This window comes from Gordonia prachuapensis, assembly GCF_036350515.1.
GTDB lineage: Bacteria > Actinomycetota > Actinomycetes > Mycobacteriales > Mycobacteriaceae > Gordonia > Gordonia prachuapensis.
On record NZ_JAZDUE010000002.1, the window covers coordinates 319,863 to 336,694 of the forward strand.

Sequence of the window (16,832 nt, forward strand, 5' to 3'; positions counted from 1 at the left end):
CGGTCTCCGAGGGGATAAACCCCTCGGAGACTCGTGACAACGCCGATTTTCGTCACCGGCCGTCGAGACCCGTCTGGTGGGCCGGTCAGTGCGCGCTGCCCGTCTCCACGAGAAGCACGCCGCCGACGATGAGGACGATCCCGAAGCTCATCACCACGGTCAGCGGTTCCCGGAAGATGACCCTGCCCAGGACCGCGATGAGGGCGACGCCGACGGCCGACCAGATCCCGTACGCGACGCCGAGTGGCATGCCGTTCGCGAGGGCCCCGGACAGCAGCACGAACGACACCACGTAACCGATCACGACGACGATGTACCACCGCCGCGAACCGTTCACCGCCGCCCGCAGACTCATCGTCGCCGACACCTCACTGAGGATCGCGAGGGTCAGGAAGATCCAGGCGGTCATCGCACGACCTCGACTTCGACCGCGGATTTCGCCTGGGCGCGTTGGGATCCGAACTCGACCAGCAGAACGCCGGCCATGATCAGGACCAGACCCGCCACCATCACGGCGGTGAGCGGTTCGTCGAAGACGAGGAAACTGAAGACGGCTGTCAGCGCCACACCGAGCGCGCCCCAGATGCCGTAGGCGACACCGATTCCCATCCCGGCACGCAGCGCGGCCGCGATCAACACGAACGCGGTGACGTACCCGACCGCGACGACCACGTACCAGGCGGGGTTGTCGAGCGCCGCCTTCAACGAGAGCGAACCCGCCACCTCACACACGATCGCGGCCACCAACAGTGCCCAGCTCCTCATTCGGATCCTCCGAGCAGGTCGTCGACAACCGCACGGACCAGTTCCCGGTCGGACGCATCCGGATCGAGGACATCGGTCGCGCTGGCGAACCAGACACCGTCGGCCAGCAGCCGCACCGCCACCAACCGGCCTCGTGTGGTACTCGAGGTGTCCGATGGGATCGCCACCCATGGGGCGACCCGCTCCTCCCACCGCGCCGAGAGGGTCGCCCGCAGGCGCGGATCGGCCAGCATCACCACGTCGGATTCGTCGAAGTCCGTGGACAGCGAGAAATCCGCATACGCGCGGATGCGCGCCCCGGCCGTCAGCTCCGAGACCGACGCCCCCGCGGCTGCCATCAGCGCCCGCTCCCACCGATCGATCACGTGGTCGACGAGCGCGACCATCAGGGCTTCTTTGGTCCGGAAGTGATACATCAGGCCCGGTTTGGTCAGCCCGGCGCGTTGGGCAGCACTCTCCAGCGAGATGCTCTGCCCCTCACGCAGCAGGTCGAGCGCGCCGGAGAGTATCCGGGTGCGGGATTCGGACGACACCCGCCGAACTTTACCATCCGGAAGGTTGGCGCCGCACGACGCTCAGGCGGCGGTCAGTTCACCGTGGCCGCGCACCGCAGCGGACCGCCACGGCTCGTCGACGACGCCAGCAGATCCCCACCACGCAGGATGTTGCAGGTCACCGGCCCGCGGAGCACGATCGCGGTGATCTCCGCCGACGACCCGGCCACGGTCGCGGCCTGCGTCCACGGCGTCCCCGCCGCGGCCACCACCACCGAACTCCCCTGATTGAGGTACCGGATGCCGACGACATCGCCGTTGCCGGTGAGCTGATAGGTCACCTGCCCCGGCGGCTCGGGCGGCGGTGTCGTGGTGGTCTCCTCGGGCGTCGTCGTGGTGGTCGTCGTCGTGGTGGTCGACTCGGCGGAGGTCGTCGTGGTGGTCGACGACGACGAACCACCGGCAGCGGTGCCGTCTGAGTCGTCGGTGCCGCCACGGGCGATCAGAACCCCGACGAGCGCCACCACGACCAGCGCGCCGAGCACGGCCAGCGCCAGACCCACCGTGCGTCCGGTGTTCTTCGACGGCGGCTGCTCCGGCGGCATCGGCTCGCCATAGCCGGGACCGTAGGACGACGCCTCGGTGTAGGCCTGCGGCGCGTCGTACTGGCCGGGATAGGCGGCCGTCGGCGGGGGCTGATTCGGCGGGGGCTGCTGCGGTCCGCGCTGACCCGGGATCTCGTCGGTGGGCCCGTAGGCGGCGGTCTCGTCGCCACTTTCATACGCCGTCTCGTCGGAAGGCTCGAAACGCCGCGTCTCCGGGCTCTCGCGGTTGGGGTCCCAGGGTTCGTCGGGAGGTCGGGTCATGCGACCGATTGTGTCACTGCGGTCGACTCACGCCTCGGCGATGGCCTCCAACGGCCTGGTGCGTGCCGCCCGGACCGCCGGCCACAGGGCCGCCAGCACCCCGACCACGGCCGACGCGATCAGCGTGATCAGGATCAGATCCCACGGCAGCACCGGGGCCCCCAGCCCCCACTTCGCCAGCGTGCGCACCAAAGCGACCCCGATGACTGTGCCCAGGATCACCCCGAGCAACGCACCGAAGATGGCGATCAGCACCGATTCCAGATAGATGCTGCGACGCACCTGCGACCGCAGCATGCCGACGGCGCGCAGCATGCCGATCTCCCGTTTGCGCTCCACCACCGACAACGCGAGGGTGTTGACGATCCCCAGGACCGCGATCAGCAGCGCCAGGCCGAGCATCGCGTAGAGGGTCGCCAGCATCTGGTCGATCTGACTCGACACCGCACTCTTGAACTCGGTGCGGTCCTGGATCTGGACCGTGAGGTAGGACGCGGTGGCGTCCTCCAGGTTGGTGCGCAACTCATCCGGCGACACCCCGGCGGCGGGCGACACGAAGATCATCGCGCTCATCTGCGCTGACGCCGGAACCAGACGGTCGTAGATCTCCGGGCCCACCATCCACGGCTGCAGTGCCTCGTTGTCGGCGTAGACACCGGCGACGGTGACCGGCACCTCTTCGCCGGTCGGCCCGGTGAAGGTGACGACGTCGCCGCGGTTCCAGCCCCGTTCCTGGCTGGTGCGCTCGCTGACGAACATGCCGTCGGCGGGCAGCTGGTCGGAGGCGCCGTCGCGCATCTCCAGGACCGCGACGTCGGCGGGCTGCCCACCAACCGCCCCGTACCCGAAGACGCCCTGGCCGTCGACGGTCGCCTGGATCATGCCGAAGCTCAGCGACGTCCCGACGCCGTCGACGTCGGCGACCACACCGGCGACCGCCTCGGGAATCGGCATCTGATTGCTGCCGACGACGATGAACTCGGCGGTCATGCCGGTGTCCACCGCGTCGTCGATGGTGCCCTTGAACGAGGTACCGAGCGTGCCGATCACCGCGACCAGCATCAGGCCCAGGGTCAGCGCGAAGGCGGTGGCCGCGGTGCGCCGCGGATTGCGGGTCGCGTTGGTGCGCGCGAGCCGGCCGATCCGACCGAACGGTGCACCGATCACCGATCCCAGCGCGCCGACGACCGGCCGGGACAGCGCCGGTCCGGCCAGGATCACGGCCGCGATGGCCCCGGCAGCGCCCGCACCGACGGCGACGGCCGGCCCGACACCTTCGCCCATCGCGCCGATGACGATGGCGGCCAGCGCGATCACGCCGACGATGATCCCGATGAGGGTCCGCGTCCGCAGCGGTGCCGACCCTTCGGCCATCCCGGCCCGCATCGCCTCCACGGGTGGGACGCGTGCCGCCCGGACCGCCGGGACCCACGCGCTGACCATCGTCACCACGACGCCGACGAACAGTGCGGCCGCCACCGCGGGCACCCCGATCTGCAGCGGCGCCTCGGGCAGTCCCGACGCCGCGGTGAACGTCTGCAGCAGCGCCGCCAGGCCGATGCCGATGGCCAGGCCGACGGCACCACCGATCACGCCGACCACGAACGCCTCGAACAGCACCGACCGCGAGACCTGCGGCCGGCTCGCGCCCACCGCACGCAACAGGGCCAGCTCCCGGTTCCGCTGCGCGACGATCATCGAGAAGGTGTTGTAGATGATGAACGTGCCGACGATGAGGCCGATCGCGGCGAACGCCAACAGGATCGTGGTGAAGATGGTCAGGAACTCGTTGACCTGGTCCTTCTGGTCCTGGCGGACCTGATCGCCGGTACGCACCTCGTAGGTGTCCGGCGGCAGCGTGGCGGCCACCCGCTCCTGCAACTGTTCGGGGGTGACACCCTGCACCGCGGACATGTCGAGCGTCGCCGCGTGCTCCCCGTCGGAGAACAAGGTCCGGGCGGTCGCCTCGTCGAACTGGACGTTCACGTAGCCGCCGGTGGAGCCGGGCAGGTCGAGCAGCCCGACGACGGTGACCTCTCGCGGTGCGGCGGAACCCTGGCCCACGACGAGCTGAGTCCGTGAGCCGACCTCGAGGCCGGCGTCCTCGGCGGCCGATGAGTTGATCGCCACCTCACCGGCGTCGGTCGGCCCGCGACCACCCGGGAGGATCTTGCTGGTGTCCGGCGACAGCGCGACGTCCGGCGGCAGATAGGCGGTGCCGACGCTCGGCGCACCGCCGGTCTGCAGTGCCTTGCCCTCCGAGTTGGCGATGGTGACCGACCCGGAGTAGTCCGCGACGATCCGGTCGATCCCGAGCTCTTGCTTCTGCGCCTCGAGGTCGTCCATCACCGAGAGCGGCACGCCGGGTGACTGATTGCTGTCCGGCGTGATCTGCACGGCGACGCCCGGCGCCGCGGAGTCGAAGATGTCGTTGAACGCCTTGGACACGGTGGACGTGAAAACGATCGAGCCGGCGACGAACGAGGTGCCGAGCACGATCGAGAAGACGGTCAGGAAGAGCCGCAGCTTGTGTGCGCGCAGGTTCCGCAGGGACACCCGGCGCATCACCGACGACGAGGCCATGATGTCAGTGCACCTCGTAGGGGTGGGACTCGGTGGCGGCGTGCTTCGGCCCGGTGGTGTCGTCTCCGGAGGCAGCCGTCCCGGTGTCGGTGGGAGCGGCGTCGTTGGGAGCACCGTCGAGGTTCTTCATCACCTCGAACACGTCGTCGGCGGACGGCCGGGCGAGCTGCCGCACGATCTGTCCGTCGGCGAGGAACACGACCCGGTCGGCGTAGGACGCGGCGCGGGGGTCGTGGGTGACGATCACGACGGTCTGGCCGAACTCGTCGGTGGCGGCACGCAGGATCTCCAGGACCTCACCCGAGGACCGTGAATCGAGGTTGCCGGTCGGTTCGTCGCCGAAGATGATCTCCGGCTTGCCCACCAGGGCGCGGGCACACGCCACCCGCTGCTGCTGCCCGCCGGACAGTTCACTCGGCAGATGATCGAGGCGGTCGGCGATGCCGAGCCGGTCGATCACGGTGTCGAACCACTCCTTGTCGATGTCGCGGCCGGCGATGTCGACGGGCAGGGTGATGTTCTCGGCGGCGGTGAGGGTGGGCACGAGATTGAACGACTGGAACACGAAACCGATGCGGTCGCGCCGCAACTCGGTCATCGCCTTGTCCGACAGACCGGTGAGGTCGACGTCGCCGATGTGCACGCGCCCGTCGGTGGCCACGTCGAGCCCGGCGAGGCAGTGCATCAGCGTCGACTTCCCGGAGCCCGACGGACCCATGATGGCGGTGAACTCGCCGGCGGCGAACTCGATACTGACGCCGCGCAAGGCCTCGACGACGGTGTCACCCGTGCCGTACACCTTGGTCAGATCTGCCGCTCCGGCGGCGACGGTACGGGTGTCGAGGGCTGAACCCTCCGTATGAGCCGATGTCATGGCATCAACGGTGCCAGAAACTCCGGACCGATGGCCATCGGGAATATCCCTGAGACCACCCCGAGGTCTGCCCGCGGGTCATTCGGCCGACGGACGGGACCCGGCTCACCGCTTCGGCAGGTGCACCTCGAGCCCGTGGACCCGGGTCGGGCCGGCGAACATGTCGTTGGTCACCACGTACAGCACCCGAGCCCGGTACTGGTCCGAACTGCGCTCCGGAAGCCAGTTGCCCCAAGCCAATCCCGACATGTTGCCGGCGACGAGACGCGGCAGCGGTGCGGTCGAGAAGATCTGCTTCTTCCGCATCGGGGTCTCGCGGCCGGACAGTTTCTGCTTGCCGCCGACCGGCGTGGCCCCGCTGGTGGTGGTCCAGTAGATGCGGGCGGCTCGACCGTTGCCGCGTTCGAGGACCAGGTAGTCGGTGTTGTTCACCGCGATGACGTCTGCGGCGACGTTGCCGCGGTCGGTGCGGTAGACGTGCTCCGACGTGCCGCGGCCCGCCCAGGTGATCAGCCGCGCCGAGTTCGACCGGTCCTGCTTGAGACCGCCCGCGGTGATCGCGCTGATCCGGTCGCCCGGGGCGACGGCCACGCCGGTGAGTCCGCGCTGACCGTTCAGACCGCTCTTGGGGGTGACCCGGTAGGCCGCCGGGAGCGGCAGATCCCGGACGTGATTGCCGATGGGGCCGGTCAGCCGGACGAACTGATGGTTGCCGCCTCCGGCGACCACGAAACCGTCCCCGACACGACGGATTCCCTCGAACTGTGCCCCGCCCGGCAGGATCGGGAGATTGTTCGGCCCGAAGACGGTGCCGGCGCCGGTGATCCGGCCGCCGGCGGTGAATCCCTCGCTGGACAGGAACGGGATGTGGGCGTTGTACGTCCGTGCCGGACCGAAGCGGCCGACGTCGGTCGAGATCAGCACGTACGTACCGTTTCCGGTGCGGTCGAGCCCGGAGATCCCGCCGAACGTGGGTACCGCACCGACGATCGTGGAATCCCGGTACAGCGCAACGACGTCGGACGGGGCGGCCGCGGCCACACCGGTTGTCATCGTCGAAACGGCTACGGCACACGCAGACACGAGCGCCGCCCCCCACAGGCGAATTCTCATGGTCGGCACCCTACCGCATGGTTGCCAACGCAACCCGCCACACGGAGGCCGACCCCTTTCGCGCCGACAGAACCCAAAAAATCGCCGAGAGAACCCAGATTTACGCCGAGAGAACCCAGCCCGGAGGAGGGCTGGGTTCTCTCGGCGATTTTTTGGGTTCTGTCGGCCTCCGTCGCTTGCGCTGGGAGGTGAGCTTACGTCAGGACAATCGCTGCTTGAGCTGATCCAACTCGTCTTGCAACGAGCTCGGCAGCTTGTCGCCGACGAACTCGAAGAGCTCCTCGATCAGGGGGATCTCCTGGCGCCACTCGTCGGCGTTCACCGCGAGGGCAGCCGCGACGTCCTCGGTCGGCAGGTCGTCGAGGCCTGCCATGTCGATCTCCTCGGGCTTGGCGACGATGCCGACCGGGGTGGCGACACCTTCGTTCTTGCCCTCGATGCGACCGACGATCCACTCCAGCACGCGGCTGTTCTCGCCGAAGCCGGGCCACAGGAATCGGCCGTCGTTGCCGCGACGGAACCAGTTGACGTAGAAGACCTTCGGCAGCTTCTGGGCGTCGGCGTTCTTGCCGAGGTCCAGCCAGTGGGCGAAGTAGTCGCCGACGTGGTAGCCGAGGAACGGCAGCATCGCCATCGGGTCGCGGCGCACGGTGCCGACCTTGCCCTCGGCGGCGGCGGTCTGCTCGGAACCGACGGTGGCGCCCATGAACACGCCGTGCTGCCAGTCGCGGGCCTCGGTCACCAGCGGCACGGTGGTCTTGCGGCGGCCACCGAACAGGATCGCCGAGATCGGCACGCCCTGCGGGTCATCCCACTCCTTCGCCAGCGACGGGCACTGGTCGAGCGGGGTGCAATAGCGCGAGTTCGGATGGGCGGCCTTGTGATCGGAGTCCGGCGTCCAGTCGTTGCCCAGCCAGTCGGTGAGGTGAGCCGGCTTCTCGCCGCCGATGCCCTCCCACCAGATGTCTCCGTCGTCGGTGAGTGCGACGTTGGTGTAGAGGGTGTTGCCCGCCTCGATGGTCTTCATCGCGTTGGGATTCGAGTCGTCGCTGGTACCCGGTGCGACACCGAAGAAGCCGAACTCGGGGTTGATCGCGTACAGACGACCGTCGTCGCCGAAACGCATCCAGGCGATGTCGTCGCCGACGGTCTCGGCCTCCCAGCCGGGAATGGTCGGCTGGATCATCGCGAGGTTGGTCTTGCCGCAGGCACTCGGGAACGCGGCCGCGACGTAGTAGACCTTCTTCTCCGGGCTGGTCAGCTTCAGGATCAGCATGTGCTCGGCGAGCCAGCCCTCGTCGTGGGCGAGGACCGACGCGATGCGCAGCGCGTAGCACTTCTTGCCGAGCAGCGCGTTGCCGCCGTAACCGGAACCGAACGACCAGATCTCCCGGTCTTCGGGGAAGTGCGAGATGTACTTCTCGGAGTTGCACGGCCACGGGACGTCGGCCTGGCCGGGCTCGAGCGGGGCGCCGACGGAGTGCAGCGCCTTCACGAAGAATCCGTCCTCGCCGAGGAGTTCGAGGACCTGGGGACCGACGCGGGTCATGATCTTCATGGACAGGACGACGTACTCGGAGTCGGTGATCTCGACGCCCAGCTTGGGGTCGTCGGAGCCGAGCGGGCCCATGCAGAAGGGGATGACGAACATGGTGCGCCCGCGCATGCATCCGCGGTACAGCCCGTTCATGGTGGCGCGCATCTCAGCGGGATCGACCCAGTTGTTGGTGGGGCCGGCGTCTTCGGCGGTCTTCGAGCAGATGTAGGTCCGGGATTCGACGCGCGCGACATCGGCGGGGTCGGACTGGGCGAGGAAAGAGTTGGGCTTCTTCTCTTCGTTCAGCTTGATCAGGGTGCCGGCGTCGACCAGCTGCTGGGTGAGGCGATCCCATTCCGCATCACTGCCGTCGGACCACACGACCCGTTCCGGCTGTGTCAGCTCCGCGATCTCGGCGACCCACGCCAGCAGTCCGGCGTGTTTCGTCGGGGCGGTGTTGGGGTCCAGGCCGGGAATGGTGGCTGAGGTCATGAGCAGTTCTCCTCCGAGGTGACGGCGCGATGCAGAGCCGTCGCGATGTCGTCGTCACCACAGGATACGTTCACCGAGCGCCCGCTAGGTACCGGGGTGATCCAGATGGGGTGAATCCCACATCACGACATCTGCCATTGGCGGATGCGAACGCCCGACCCCGATCAGCCGAGCCGGCCGGTATCGGTGGACTTCCACGTGCCGCTGGCCGGATCCAGGACGCGGGAGGAGAACACGCCCTCGGTGTCGACGTCGGTGATCTTGTCGACCTGGCCGTCGCGGTCGGTGTCGGTGTAGACGGTGATCCCGCCGTCTCCGGTCCTGGTCAGCGAATCACGGATGCCGTCGTCGTCGGTGTCGACATCGGCCGGCCCGAGATCCCAGATGCGCCCGTCCGCGTGAATCCACAGGTGGTCGTCGGGCGACGTCGAGTCGTCGGCGAGGTCGAAGACCGCGCCCGCCTCGTGCCGTCCCGCGACCGCACCGTCGGTGTCGATCGACACCCGGTCGTCGGATGGATCGTCCCCGAGCGCGTCTCCCCCCAGGAATGACATGTCCATCACGTTCTCCTCTCCCCTGTCGCCGTTTCGCCCTGTCGCCGTTTCGCCATGTCGCCGTTTCGCCATGTCGTCGTTTCGCCAGGTCGCCGACTCTGCCGCACGCCACCTTGATGGTAGGACGCGCCGGGGCGCCGATCGGTTCCACCGAATTGCTCAACGACGGCCCGAACCGGTTGCGGCATCCGACCGCAGCAGCTCGTTTCGGGCGGCGCGCAGCCGTGCGAGGCGCTCGCGGTCGGCGTGTGCGGTCGCACCCGATCGCTGCGCGCGCAGTTGCTCGTCGATCGCCGCGATCTCGGCAGCCGCCTGACGCGCACGCCGTTCGTGGAACCGGCTGATCTGGCTGATCAGGGCCGGTTCGGCTGCGGCGACGCGCGCCCCGACCCGATGCTCGAGACGACCGCGGGTCTCGTTCAGGACCTCGCTGCCCCAGTTCCGCAGGTCGACGCGCACGGTGGCGGTCCGGCGCACCCGGATGACCAGCGCCGCGACGAGGACACCCAGGACGAGGGTGAGCGGCATGCTCACCCACTGCAGGGTCTGGACCGATGCCATCGGGGCGACGATCAGCCTCCCGATGCCGAGCCCGGTGGACGCACCGATCAGGACCAGCAGCGCATCCTCGCCACTGCGGCGTCGTGACGGGACGGGCCGTTCGAATGGCGGGCCGGTCATGTCGTCGGCGCGGGCCGGTCCCGGTTCCGCCGGCGACGCGTCGATGCCGAGCAGGGCGGACGCGCGGACCTCGTCGAGGCGTTCGTCGGTGGCGGCATCCACCCGGTCGCGCAGCATGACGGTCTCGTCGGTGAGCCATCGGACGAAATCTCCCCCGGTCCTGGCGGTGAGCTGGGACGACCGGGTGGTGGCCTCGGCGGCCAGCGCGCGGGTGCCGACCGCGACGTCGGCGTACGACTCGCTGCGGACGCGGGCGAGGCCGGCGCGGGCGGCTGCGAGGCGGTCGACGCGACCGCGGTCGCGGGTGTCGGCGAGCGCCCGTCGGCGGCGCGCCAGTTCGTCGGTGTCGACGCCACGATCGTCGGCGGCGGCGATCAGCGCGTCCTCGGCCCGACCGAGCGCCGCGAGGGCAGCGCCGAGACGAGCACGTTCACGACGCACCGCGGGCGGGGCGTGCAGCTCGTCGGCGACCCACTCCAGCAGTCCGGGAATGCCGGAATCCGCGGTCGCGTCGTCGAGGGCGATCACCGACGACACCGCGAACACCGGCAGTTCCGCACGCGGGTCGAGCGTCGCGCGATGTGCGCGGAGGATGCGTGGCCATTCCCAGAACGCGTCGATCTTGGTGCAGACGAGTGCGACGACGCCGAACCGCACGCGCAGGTCGTCGAGCAGCGCCCGTTCCTCGGCTCCGACCGACGACGTCGGGTCGACCACCAGCAGGGCCACCCCTACGGCACTGTCGTCGGGGTGGTCGACGCTGCGCCCGACGTCGACCGCGACACCGGCATCGACCCGGCGGCACGCCGACACCAGGCTGCGGACCCCGGTCCCGCCGATCCCGAAGACCGCGACGTCGGCCCCCGACCCGATCATCGCTTCGGGATCGAATCCGGTCAGGGCAGCCACCTCGGCTCGCACGTCGCCGACGGACGCGGTCGTGGTCATCACGCCACCTCCGTCGCGGGCCGGTACGCCTGCTGCAGGAGATGCTCCACCGCGTCCCGATCAGGGCCGCGGGCGGCGACGCCCTCCAGGCGGGCGCGGAGCTCGATTAGCCGCCACTGCCGGACGGGTTCCATACAGCCTCGGATGGCCGGGATCAGGTCGTCGAACCCGCTGCGGGCCCACAGTTCCCGATTGATCTCGGCGGGGTCATTGTCGGCAGGGTCCGTGCCGCCGGGCTCGCGGGCCAGCAGGTCGAGCGCGATTCCGATGCCGGCACGGTCGAGACCACGCAGCAGCGAGGTGCGCGTCGACCGTTCGTCGTCGCCGCCGGCTGCGAGGAAGCCCCCCGACATCACGGGTACGGTTTCGCCGGTTGCCGACATCCGCCGCAGCAGGTCCAGTTCGGCTTCGGTGACGTCGGCGCAGGCCAGCAGTGCCGACACCGGGTGGACCGGGCGGCCGATGCCCTCGGCGCACTCGGCGGCGACCGCGTCGGCCACCTGCCGGTCGCGGTGGGTGTCGGATTTGCCGAGCAGCACGAGTGTCCGGTCGGTGGGCAGGGTGTCGAGGACATCGCGATCGGCCTGCCGGGCCGGGCCGGTGAGGACGTGGACCCACAGGTCGGCGTCGTCGTCGGACGCGCCGTCGCGCGCGGCCGACACGGCCAGTCGCGCACCGAGCGCCCGTACGCAGGTGTCGCGTCCGCTGCCGGGACGCCCGGACACCCGCACGTGCAGGGGCCGGGTGTAACGGCGGGCGGCCGCGTCGAGCTCGGCCCGCACCGGCGACGCGACGTCGACGACCTCGGCCAGGCGCCCGGACTCCGCGAGGCGCGCCAGTGCGCTGTCCGGCGCGATCGTCTCGTCGTGCGGCATGCCTGGAAATGTAGCGTCCGGGCGGCCCGGTGTCGTGCGCGTGATCACAGTGATTCCGGCGACGTGACCGCGCCGGGAGCGGCCGACTGTCCCGGAACCCACCTGATGCGCAACGATGGTCGGGTGAGCGAAAGCGTCGACCAGTCACGGCTGTATCCGCGGGTGACCAGTTTCCGGTTCCGTCGCGGCACCCTGACGACGGGGCAGCAGCGCAACTGGGACGAGCTGTGGCCGCGGCTGGGCCGCGATCTCGCCATCGGTACCGACCGCATCCCCGAAGAACCCCTGGACCTGCCGACGCTGTTCGGGCGCACCGCGCCCGCCGTCCTGGAGATCGGCAGCGGCACCGGCATCTCGACCGCGGCGATGGCGACCGCCGAACCCGACGTCGACGTCCTGGCGGTGGAGGTCTACAAGCCGGGCCTCGCGCAGCTGCTCGGGCTCGTCGACCGAGGCGGTCTGACCAATGTCCGGATGGTGCGCGGGGACGCCGTCGTGGTACTGACCGAGTTGCTCGCCCCGGAGTCGCTGACCGGGATCCGGGTGTTCTTCCCGGATCCGTGGCCGAAATCACGCCACCACAAACGCCGCCTCATCCAGAGCGGGACGCTGGAGCTGATGGCCGACCGGCTCAAGCCCGGCGGCGTGCTGCACATCGCGACCGACCATGCCGGGTACGCGGAATGGATCGCCGAGCATCTCGCCACCCAGCACCGCGACCGCCCGCACGTCGTCCAGGCGACCGCCGGCGCCCCCATCATGCTCGACCGCCCCACCACCAAATTCGAGGGACGCGCCGAACGAGAGGGCCGCGAGGTGAACGAGTTCGTATATGTTCGGCCCCAACCGTCCCCTTCTCGACCGACCGAAAGCGGCGGAGCATGAGCGACGACGTCATCGCAGACGGGGCAGCGGAATCCGCGCCGCCGAACCGGTTCGCCGACACCGTCTCCGGGCAGAGCGGCACACCCCGGGTCCTGCTGGTGTGGGATGCCCCGAACATGGACATGGGGCTCGGCGCGATCCTCGGTGGGCGGCCCACGGCGGCCCATCGTCCCCGGTTCGACGCCCTGGGACGCTGGCTGCTGTCGCGCACCGCCGACATCTCGGCGTCGGGCGGCCCGGCGACCGTCGAGCCCGAGGCGACCGTGTTCACCAACATCGTGCCGGGCAGTGCCGACGTTGTCCGGCCGTGGGTCGACGCCCTGCGCAACGTCGGATATGCCGTCTTCGCGAAGCCGAAACTGGCCGACGACAGTGATGTGGACAGCGACATGCTCGACCACATCGCACTTCGCAGGCACACTGTGGGACTAGCTGGCCTCATCGTCGCCTCGGCCGACGGCCAGGCGTTCCGGGAGCCGCTGCTCGAAGTGGCGGCCGACGGGGTCCCGGTCACCGTGATCGGGTTCCGCGAACACGTCAGTTGGGCACTGAGCACCGAGGAGTTGGAGTTCGTCGACCTGGAGGACATCCCGGCGGTGTTCCGGGAGCCGTTGCCGCGTATCGGTCTCGACTCGCTGCCCGACGATGGGGCGTGGCTCACACCGTTCCGGCCACTGCAGGCACTGCTGCACTGATCAGGGCCGGAGAGTCCCGGTCGGACTCAGGGATCCCTCAGGACCGCTTGTAAGAATCCCGCTAGTCACCACCCCCACGACCGTCCGGCCGACTGCGACCCCACCGACCAGGACCCCACCGACCAGGACCCCACCGGCACGGACCCCGCCGGCAAAGACAAGGCCCGCGACCGAGAAAGGAACAAGGCGTGTTCGGAGCGATCGGCACATTCGTCTTTCGAATGCGCTTCGCCGTGATCGCGGTTCTCATCGCGCTCATGGGCGGGCTGGGCCTGTACGGCCTCGACCTCGGCAAGTACCTCAGCCAGAGCGGTTGGTTCGATCCGACCTCGGAGTCGGTGGCGGGATCGGTCGTCGCCGACACCGCGCTGGGCCGTGATCACCGCTCCGACGTCATCCTGCTGGTCACGCCTCCCGAAGGCACCACCGTCGACGATCCGGAGTTCGGCGCGAAGGTGGAGAACTTCGTCGACGATCTGATCGCCCAGCACGGCGACATCGTCAACCGCGAGGACCCGGGCATCATCGACCCGTTCTATCTGCGTGATCAGACCGCGACGTCGCAGGCCGCGCAGGCGACGATCCGGGAACGCACCTTCACCGACGACGGACGCCACGCCTTCATCAGCATCGGCGTCACCGGCAACGACGACACCACGGTCCTGAACAACTACCAGACCATCGAACCGTTCTTCGACGACATCCCGGAGAGGTTCAACCTCGAGGGCACCACCTTCGAGCTCGCCGGCCTGCAACCGGTGGCCGGCAGTATGGCCGACGGCATGGACAAGGACATCCACCGTGCCGAGGTGATCGCCCTGCCCTTGGTGGCGATCATGCTGTTCTTCATCTTCGGCGGGGTGATCGCGGCGTGCCTGCCGGTCCTCATCGGCGGTCTCACGATCGCCGGGTCGCTGGGCATCATGAAGATGCTCGCGCAGGCCACCGAGCTGAACATCTTCGCGCAATCGGTGGTCACGCTGATCGGCCTCGGCATCGCGATCGACTACGGGTTGTTCATCGTCAGCCGTTTCCGAGAAGAACTCGCGGAGGGTTATTCGACGAAGGCCGCGGTACGAAGAACCGTGATGACGGCCGGGCAGACCGTGGTCTTCTCGGCGACCATCATCGTCGCCGCCCTGGCGTGTCTGCTGATCATGCCGCAGGGCTTCCTGAAGTCGGTCGCCTACGGCGCGATCGCGTCGGTGACGCTCGCGGCGATCCTGTCGATCACCGTGCTCCCGGCGATCCTGTCCATCCTCGGCCCCCGCATCGACGCGCTGGGGCTGCCGTTCCTGCGGCGCACCAAGACCAAGCAGGAGATCGAGAACGGATTCTGGGGCCGGCTGGCCGGATGGGTCATGCAGCACCCGGTGGCCACCGCGGTTCCGACGATCCTCTTGCTGCTGGTCCTGACCATTCCGTTCGGCGGGATCAAATTCGGTGGCATCAGTGAGGCGTATCTGCCGCCGGACAATCCGAACCGGGTGGCGCAGGAGAACTTCGACGAGTACTTCCCGACCGAGCGGACCGAAGAGATCAAGCTGGTCATCGCCTACGACCCGAACGACGGGGGCAGCGGCGAGAAGATCCAGCAGATCGCCGACGAGGCCAACCAGATCCCCGGTTTCACCAAGGAGTTCAGCCCGTCGTCCGACGGCGGCGCGCTGACCGGCCAGTACGGCGACAACGGCCCGCAGATCATCCAGATGTCGGCGGGCCTGGTCGACCGCAACACTGCGGCCCCGGCGATCGACGACCTCCGCGCGATCGACACCCAGGGCCTCACGATGTGGGTGGCCGGCACCCCGACGCTCACGCAGGACTCGATCGACGCATTGATGTCGCGGCTGCCGCTGATGGCGGTGCTGCTCGTGCTCGTCACCGGGTTCCTGATGTTCCTGCAGTTCGGCTCGCTGGTGCTGCCGATCAAGGCCGCGCTGATGACCGCCCTCGGGCTCGGCGCCACACTCGGCATCCTGACCTGGATCTTCGTCGACGGACACGGCGCGGAGATCGCGAACTTCACCCCCGGCCCGCTGTTCGCGGCTGTCCTCGTGCTGATCATCGCGATCATCTTCGGCTTGTCGACCGACTACGAGATATTCCTGATGTCCCGAATGGTCGAAGCCAGACAGAAGGGCGCGAGCACCACCGAGGCCGTCCGCCTCGGCACCGCCCACACCGGGCGCATCATCACCGCTGCCGCCGCGATTCTCGTGGTGGTCACCGGCGCCTTCGGTCTGTCCGAGATCGTGATGATGAAGTACATCGCCTACGGCATGATCGCGGCGCTCATCCTGGACGCCACGATCATCCGCATGCTGCTGGTGCCGTCGGTGATGAAGATGCTCGGCGACGACTGCTGGTGGGCGCCGCGCTGGATGCGTGCGATGCAGCAGAAGATCGGCCTCGGCGAGACCATCCTGGACGACGAACCCGACGAGATGCGCGACCAGACGGTGGCCGCGCACAACCGGTCGGCGGGCACGCTCGTCGCCGAGGCACCGACGTCGGCCATGCGCGCGGCCCCGCGGACCGCGAGTGTCGCGGCATCCGCGGCCACTGCCGGCCGAGGGTCGGCGCGCAGCGCGGAACAGCCGCAGCGCCCGGCGACACCGCCGAACCGTCCGACCCCGGGCCCGTCCCCTGCCGCGCCGCAGCGACCCGCCCGGCCGGAGGCACCCGCTGCCCCGACCGGAACGGACCCGACCCCGCCCTCGACGGAAGCCCGGCCACCGGCCCGACCCACACCGACGTTCTCCCGGCTGACGAAGTCCCGGTCCGACCGCCCCGACACCGGCGGCTGGCGACTGGGCGCAGGCGGAATCCGGCTCGGTGACGACGCCGGCCGCCCGGCCGCGCCGGCGTCCCCCACCGGCTCCTCGACCCCCGCCGCGCCGGCGGCACCTGCCACCCCGAACGCACCGCAGCCGCCGCGCCCAGCGCCGGGCGCTCCGCAGCCGCCGACACCGCCGCCCGGTGGCGATTCGGCGCTGGGTCGGCGACCGAGTCTCGACTCGACCGGCAAGCGACCCCTCGCGGCGTCGCTCTCACCCGAAGGTCAGCGTCGTGCCCCCGACCCGCGGCGTTCCGACTCGCAGCGCCCCGGGCGGTTACCGATGGACCGCGGGCTCGGCGACTCGACGCCACCGCGCACCACGCCACCGGTCGACGCGCAGACATCCGACCCGCGGGCCCTCAACGGCGACCGTCCGGACGCCCAGGATGGGCGCAGCGGACAGCGCGATGCCTCCGGTTCCGACCGGTCGGGCGCGGCCGAGGGTCGTCGTCGCGCCACCGACCGGCACGCCCGGTCCGACAGTGACGGCGACGGCGCACAGATCAGTGTTCAGGAGCTGCTGCGGCGTAGCCGCTCGGAGAGCTGAGCGGCGACGGGCTGTTTATCAATCGCACGCCGCCCGCTCTCAAATACCCCCTTGGCCAGGACTGGGCATAGCCCGGATGTG

The 16,832-nt window shown here is 69.4% G+C and carries 14 protein-coding genes; 3 read left to right on the forward strand and 11 right to left on the reverse strand.

Annotated elements, in window-relative coordinates; all coding sequences use genetic code 11:
* Positions 1–85: 85 nt before the first annotated feature.
* The 11 genes from V1Y59_RS03850 to V1Y59_RS03900 all read right to left on the reverse strand — a co-directional run bounded on the left by V1Y59_RS03850 (position 86) and on the right by V1Y59_RS03900 (position 11,782).
* Complete coding sequence (locus V1Y59_RS03850; protein ID WP_330503510.1) at positions 86–409, reverse strand: DMT family transporter; 324 nt, start codon at positions 407–409, stop codon at positions 86–88.
* Complete coding sequence (locus V1Y59_RS03855; protein WP_330503511.1) at positions 406–765, reverse strand: DMT family transporter; 360 nt, start codon at positions 763–765, stop codon at positions 406–408. The genes V1Y59_RS03850 and V1Y59_RS03855 overlap by 4 nt, the downstream gene beginning before the upstream one ends.
* Positions 762–1,298: a TetR/AcrR family transcriptional regulator gene (locus tag V1Y59_RS03860; RefSeq protein ID WP_330503512.1), complete on the reverse strand. Its 537-nt coding sequence runs from the start codon at positions 1,296–1,298 to the stop codon at positions 762–764. The genes V1Y59_RS03855 and V1Y59_RS03860 overlap by 4 nt, the downstream gene beginning before the upstream one ends.
* Before the next feature lie 53 nt (positions 1,299–1,351).
* Entirely contained in the window at positions 1,352–2,125 is a 774-nt protein-coding gene (locus tag V1Y59_RS03865; RefSeq protein WP_330503513.1) for a hypothetical protein, read from the reverse strand.
* A gap of 27 nt (positions 2,126–2,152) precedes the next feature.
* Positions 2,153–4,708 (reverse strand): ABC transporter permease, encoded by a 2,556-nt coding sequence (locus V1Y59_RS03870; RefSeq protein WP_330503514.1) that lies wholly within the window; start codon positions 4,706–4,708, stop codon positions 2,153–2,155.
* Between the two features lie 4 nt (positions 4,709–4,712).
* Positions 4,713–5,582, reverse strand: coding sequence for an ABC transporter ATP-binding protein (locus tag V1Y59_RS03875; RefSeq protein ID WP_330503515.1), 870 nt, complete (start codon positions 5,580–5,582; stop codon positions 4,713–4,715).
* Positions 5,583–5,687: 105 nt separating this feature from the next.
* Complete coding sequence (locus V1Y59_RS03880) at positions 5,688–6,695, reverse strand: esterase-like activity of phytase family protein (protein WP_330503516.1); 1,008 nt, start codon at positions 6,693–6,695, stop codon at positions 5,688–5,690.
* 199 nt (positions 6,696–6,894) lie between these two features.
* Entirely contained in the window at positions 6,895–8,724 is a 1,830-nt protein-coding gene (locus tag V1Y59_RS03885) for a phosphoenolpyruvate carboxykinase (GTP) (RefSeq protein WP_330503517.1), read from the reverse strand.
* A 164-nt stretch (positions 8,725–8,888) separates the two neighbouring features.
* Entirely contained in the window at positions 8,889–9,284 is a 396-nt protein-coding gene (locus V1Y59_RS03890) for a DUF6802 family protein (protein ID WP_330503518.1), read from the reverse strand.
* A 153-nt stretch (positions 9,285–9,437) separates the two neighbouring features.
* Positions 9,438–10,907 (reverse strand): GTPase Era family protein, encoded by a 1,470-nt coding sequence (locus V1Y59_RS03895; RefSeq protein ID WP_330503519.1) that lies wholly within the window; start codon positions 10,905–10,907, stop codon positions 9,438–9,440.
* Complete coding sequence (locus V1Y59_RS03900) at positions 10,907–11,782, reverse strand: tRNA modification GTPase (RefSeq protein ID WP_330503520.1); 876 nt, start codon at positions 11,780–11,782, stop codon at positions 10,907–10,909. Before V1Y59_RS03900 ends, V1Y59_RS03895 begins: the two co-directional genes overlap by 1 nt.
* A gap of 105 nt (positions 11,783–11,887) precedes the next feature.
* On the opposite strand from V1Y59_RS03900, the gene trmB reads away from it, so the two are divergent.
* The 3 genes from trmB to V1Y59_RS03915 all read left to right on the forward strand — a co-directional run bounded on the left by trmB (position 11,888) and on the right by V1Y59_RS03915 (position 16,751).
* Complete coding sequence (gene trmB / locus V1Y59_RS03905) at positions 11,888–12,667, forward strand: tRNA (guanosine(46)-N7)-methyltransferase TrmB (protein ID WP_330503578.1); 780 nt, start codon at positions 11,888–11,890, stop codon at positions 12,665–12,667.
* Positions 12,664–13,362, forward strand: coding sequence for an NYN domain-containing protein (locus V1Y59_RS03910; RefSeq protein WP_330503521.1), 699 nt, complete (start codon positions 12,664–12,666; stop codon positions 13,360–13,362). Before trmB ends, V1Y59_RS03910 begins: the two co-directional genes overlap by 4 nt.
* A gap of 188 nt (positions 13,363–13,550) precedes the next feature.
* On the forward strand, positions 13,551–16,751 hold the full coding sequence (locus tag V1Y59_RS03915; RefSeq protein ID WP_330503522.1) for an MMPL family transporter: 3,201 nt from the start codon (positions 13,551–13,553) through the stop codon (positions 16,749–16,751).
* The last annotated feature ends 81 nt before the right edge of the window (positions 16,752–16,832 follow it).

Excerpts from the sequence above, each read along its gene's own strand:
- V1Y59_RS03855 (WP_330503511.1), bottom strand. The coding sequence starts at position 765 with ATGAGGAGCTGGGCACTGTTGGTGGCCGCGATCGTGTGTGAGGTGGCG.
- V1Y59_RS03850 (WP_330503510.1), bottom strand. The coding sequence starts at position 409 with ATGACCGCCTGGATCTTCCTGACCCTCGCGATCCTCAGTGAGGTGTCG.
- V1Y59_RS03870 (WP_330503514.1), bottom strand. The coding sequence starts at position 4,708 with ATGGCCTCGTCGTCGGTGATGCGCCGGGTGTCCCTGCGGAACCTGCGC.
- V1Y59_RS03910 (WP_330503521.1), top strand. The coding sequence starts at position 12,664 with ATGAGCGACGACGTCATCGCAGACGGGGCAGCGGAATCCGCGCCGCCG.
- V1Y59_RS03890 (WP_330503518.1), bottom strand. The coding sequence starts at position 9,284 with ATGGACATGTCATTCCTGGGGGGAGACGCGCTCGGGGACGATCCATCC.
- V1Y59_RS03885 (WP_330503517.1), bottom strand. The coding sequence starts at position 8,724 with ATGACCTCAGCCACCATTCCCGGCCTGGACCCCAACACCGCCCCGACG.
- V1Y59_RS03865 (WP_330503513.1), bottom strand. The coding sequence starts at position 2,125 with ATGACCCGACCTCCCGACGAACCCTGGGACCCCAACCGCGAGAGCCCG.
- V1Y59_RS03900 (WP_330503520.1), bottom strand. The coding sequence starts at position 11,782 with ATGCCGCACGACGAGACGATCGCGCCGGACAGCGCACTGGCGCGCCTC.
- V1Y59_RS03880 (WP_330503516.1), bottom strand. The coding sequence starts at position 6,695 with ATGAGAATTCGCCTGTGGGGGGCGGCGCTCGTGTCTGCGTGTGCCGTA.
- V1Y59_RS03895 (WP_330503519.1), bottom strand. The coding sequence starts at position 10,907 with ATGACCACGACCGCGTCCGTCGGCGACGTGCGAGCCGAGGTGGCTGCC.
- V1Y59_RS03875 (WP_330503515.1), bottom strand. The coding sequence starts at position 5,582 with ATGACATCGGCTCATACGGAGGGTTCAGCCCTCGACACCCGTACCGTC.
- trmB (WP_330503578.1), top strand. The coding sequence starts at position 11,888 with ATGCGCAACGATGGTCGGGTGAGCGAAAGCGTCGACCAGTCACGGCTG.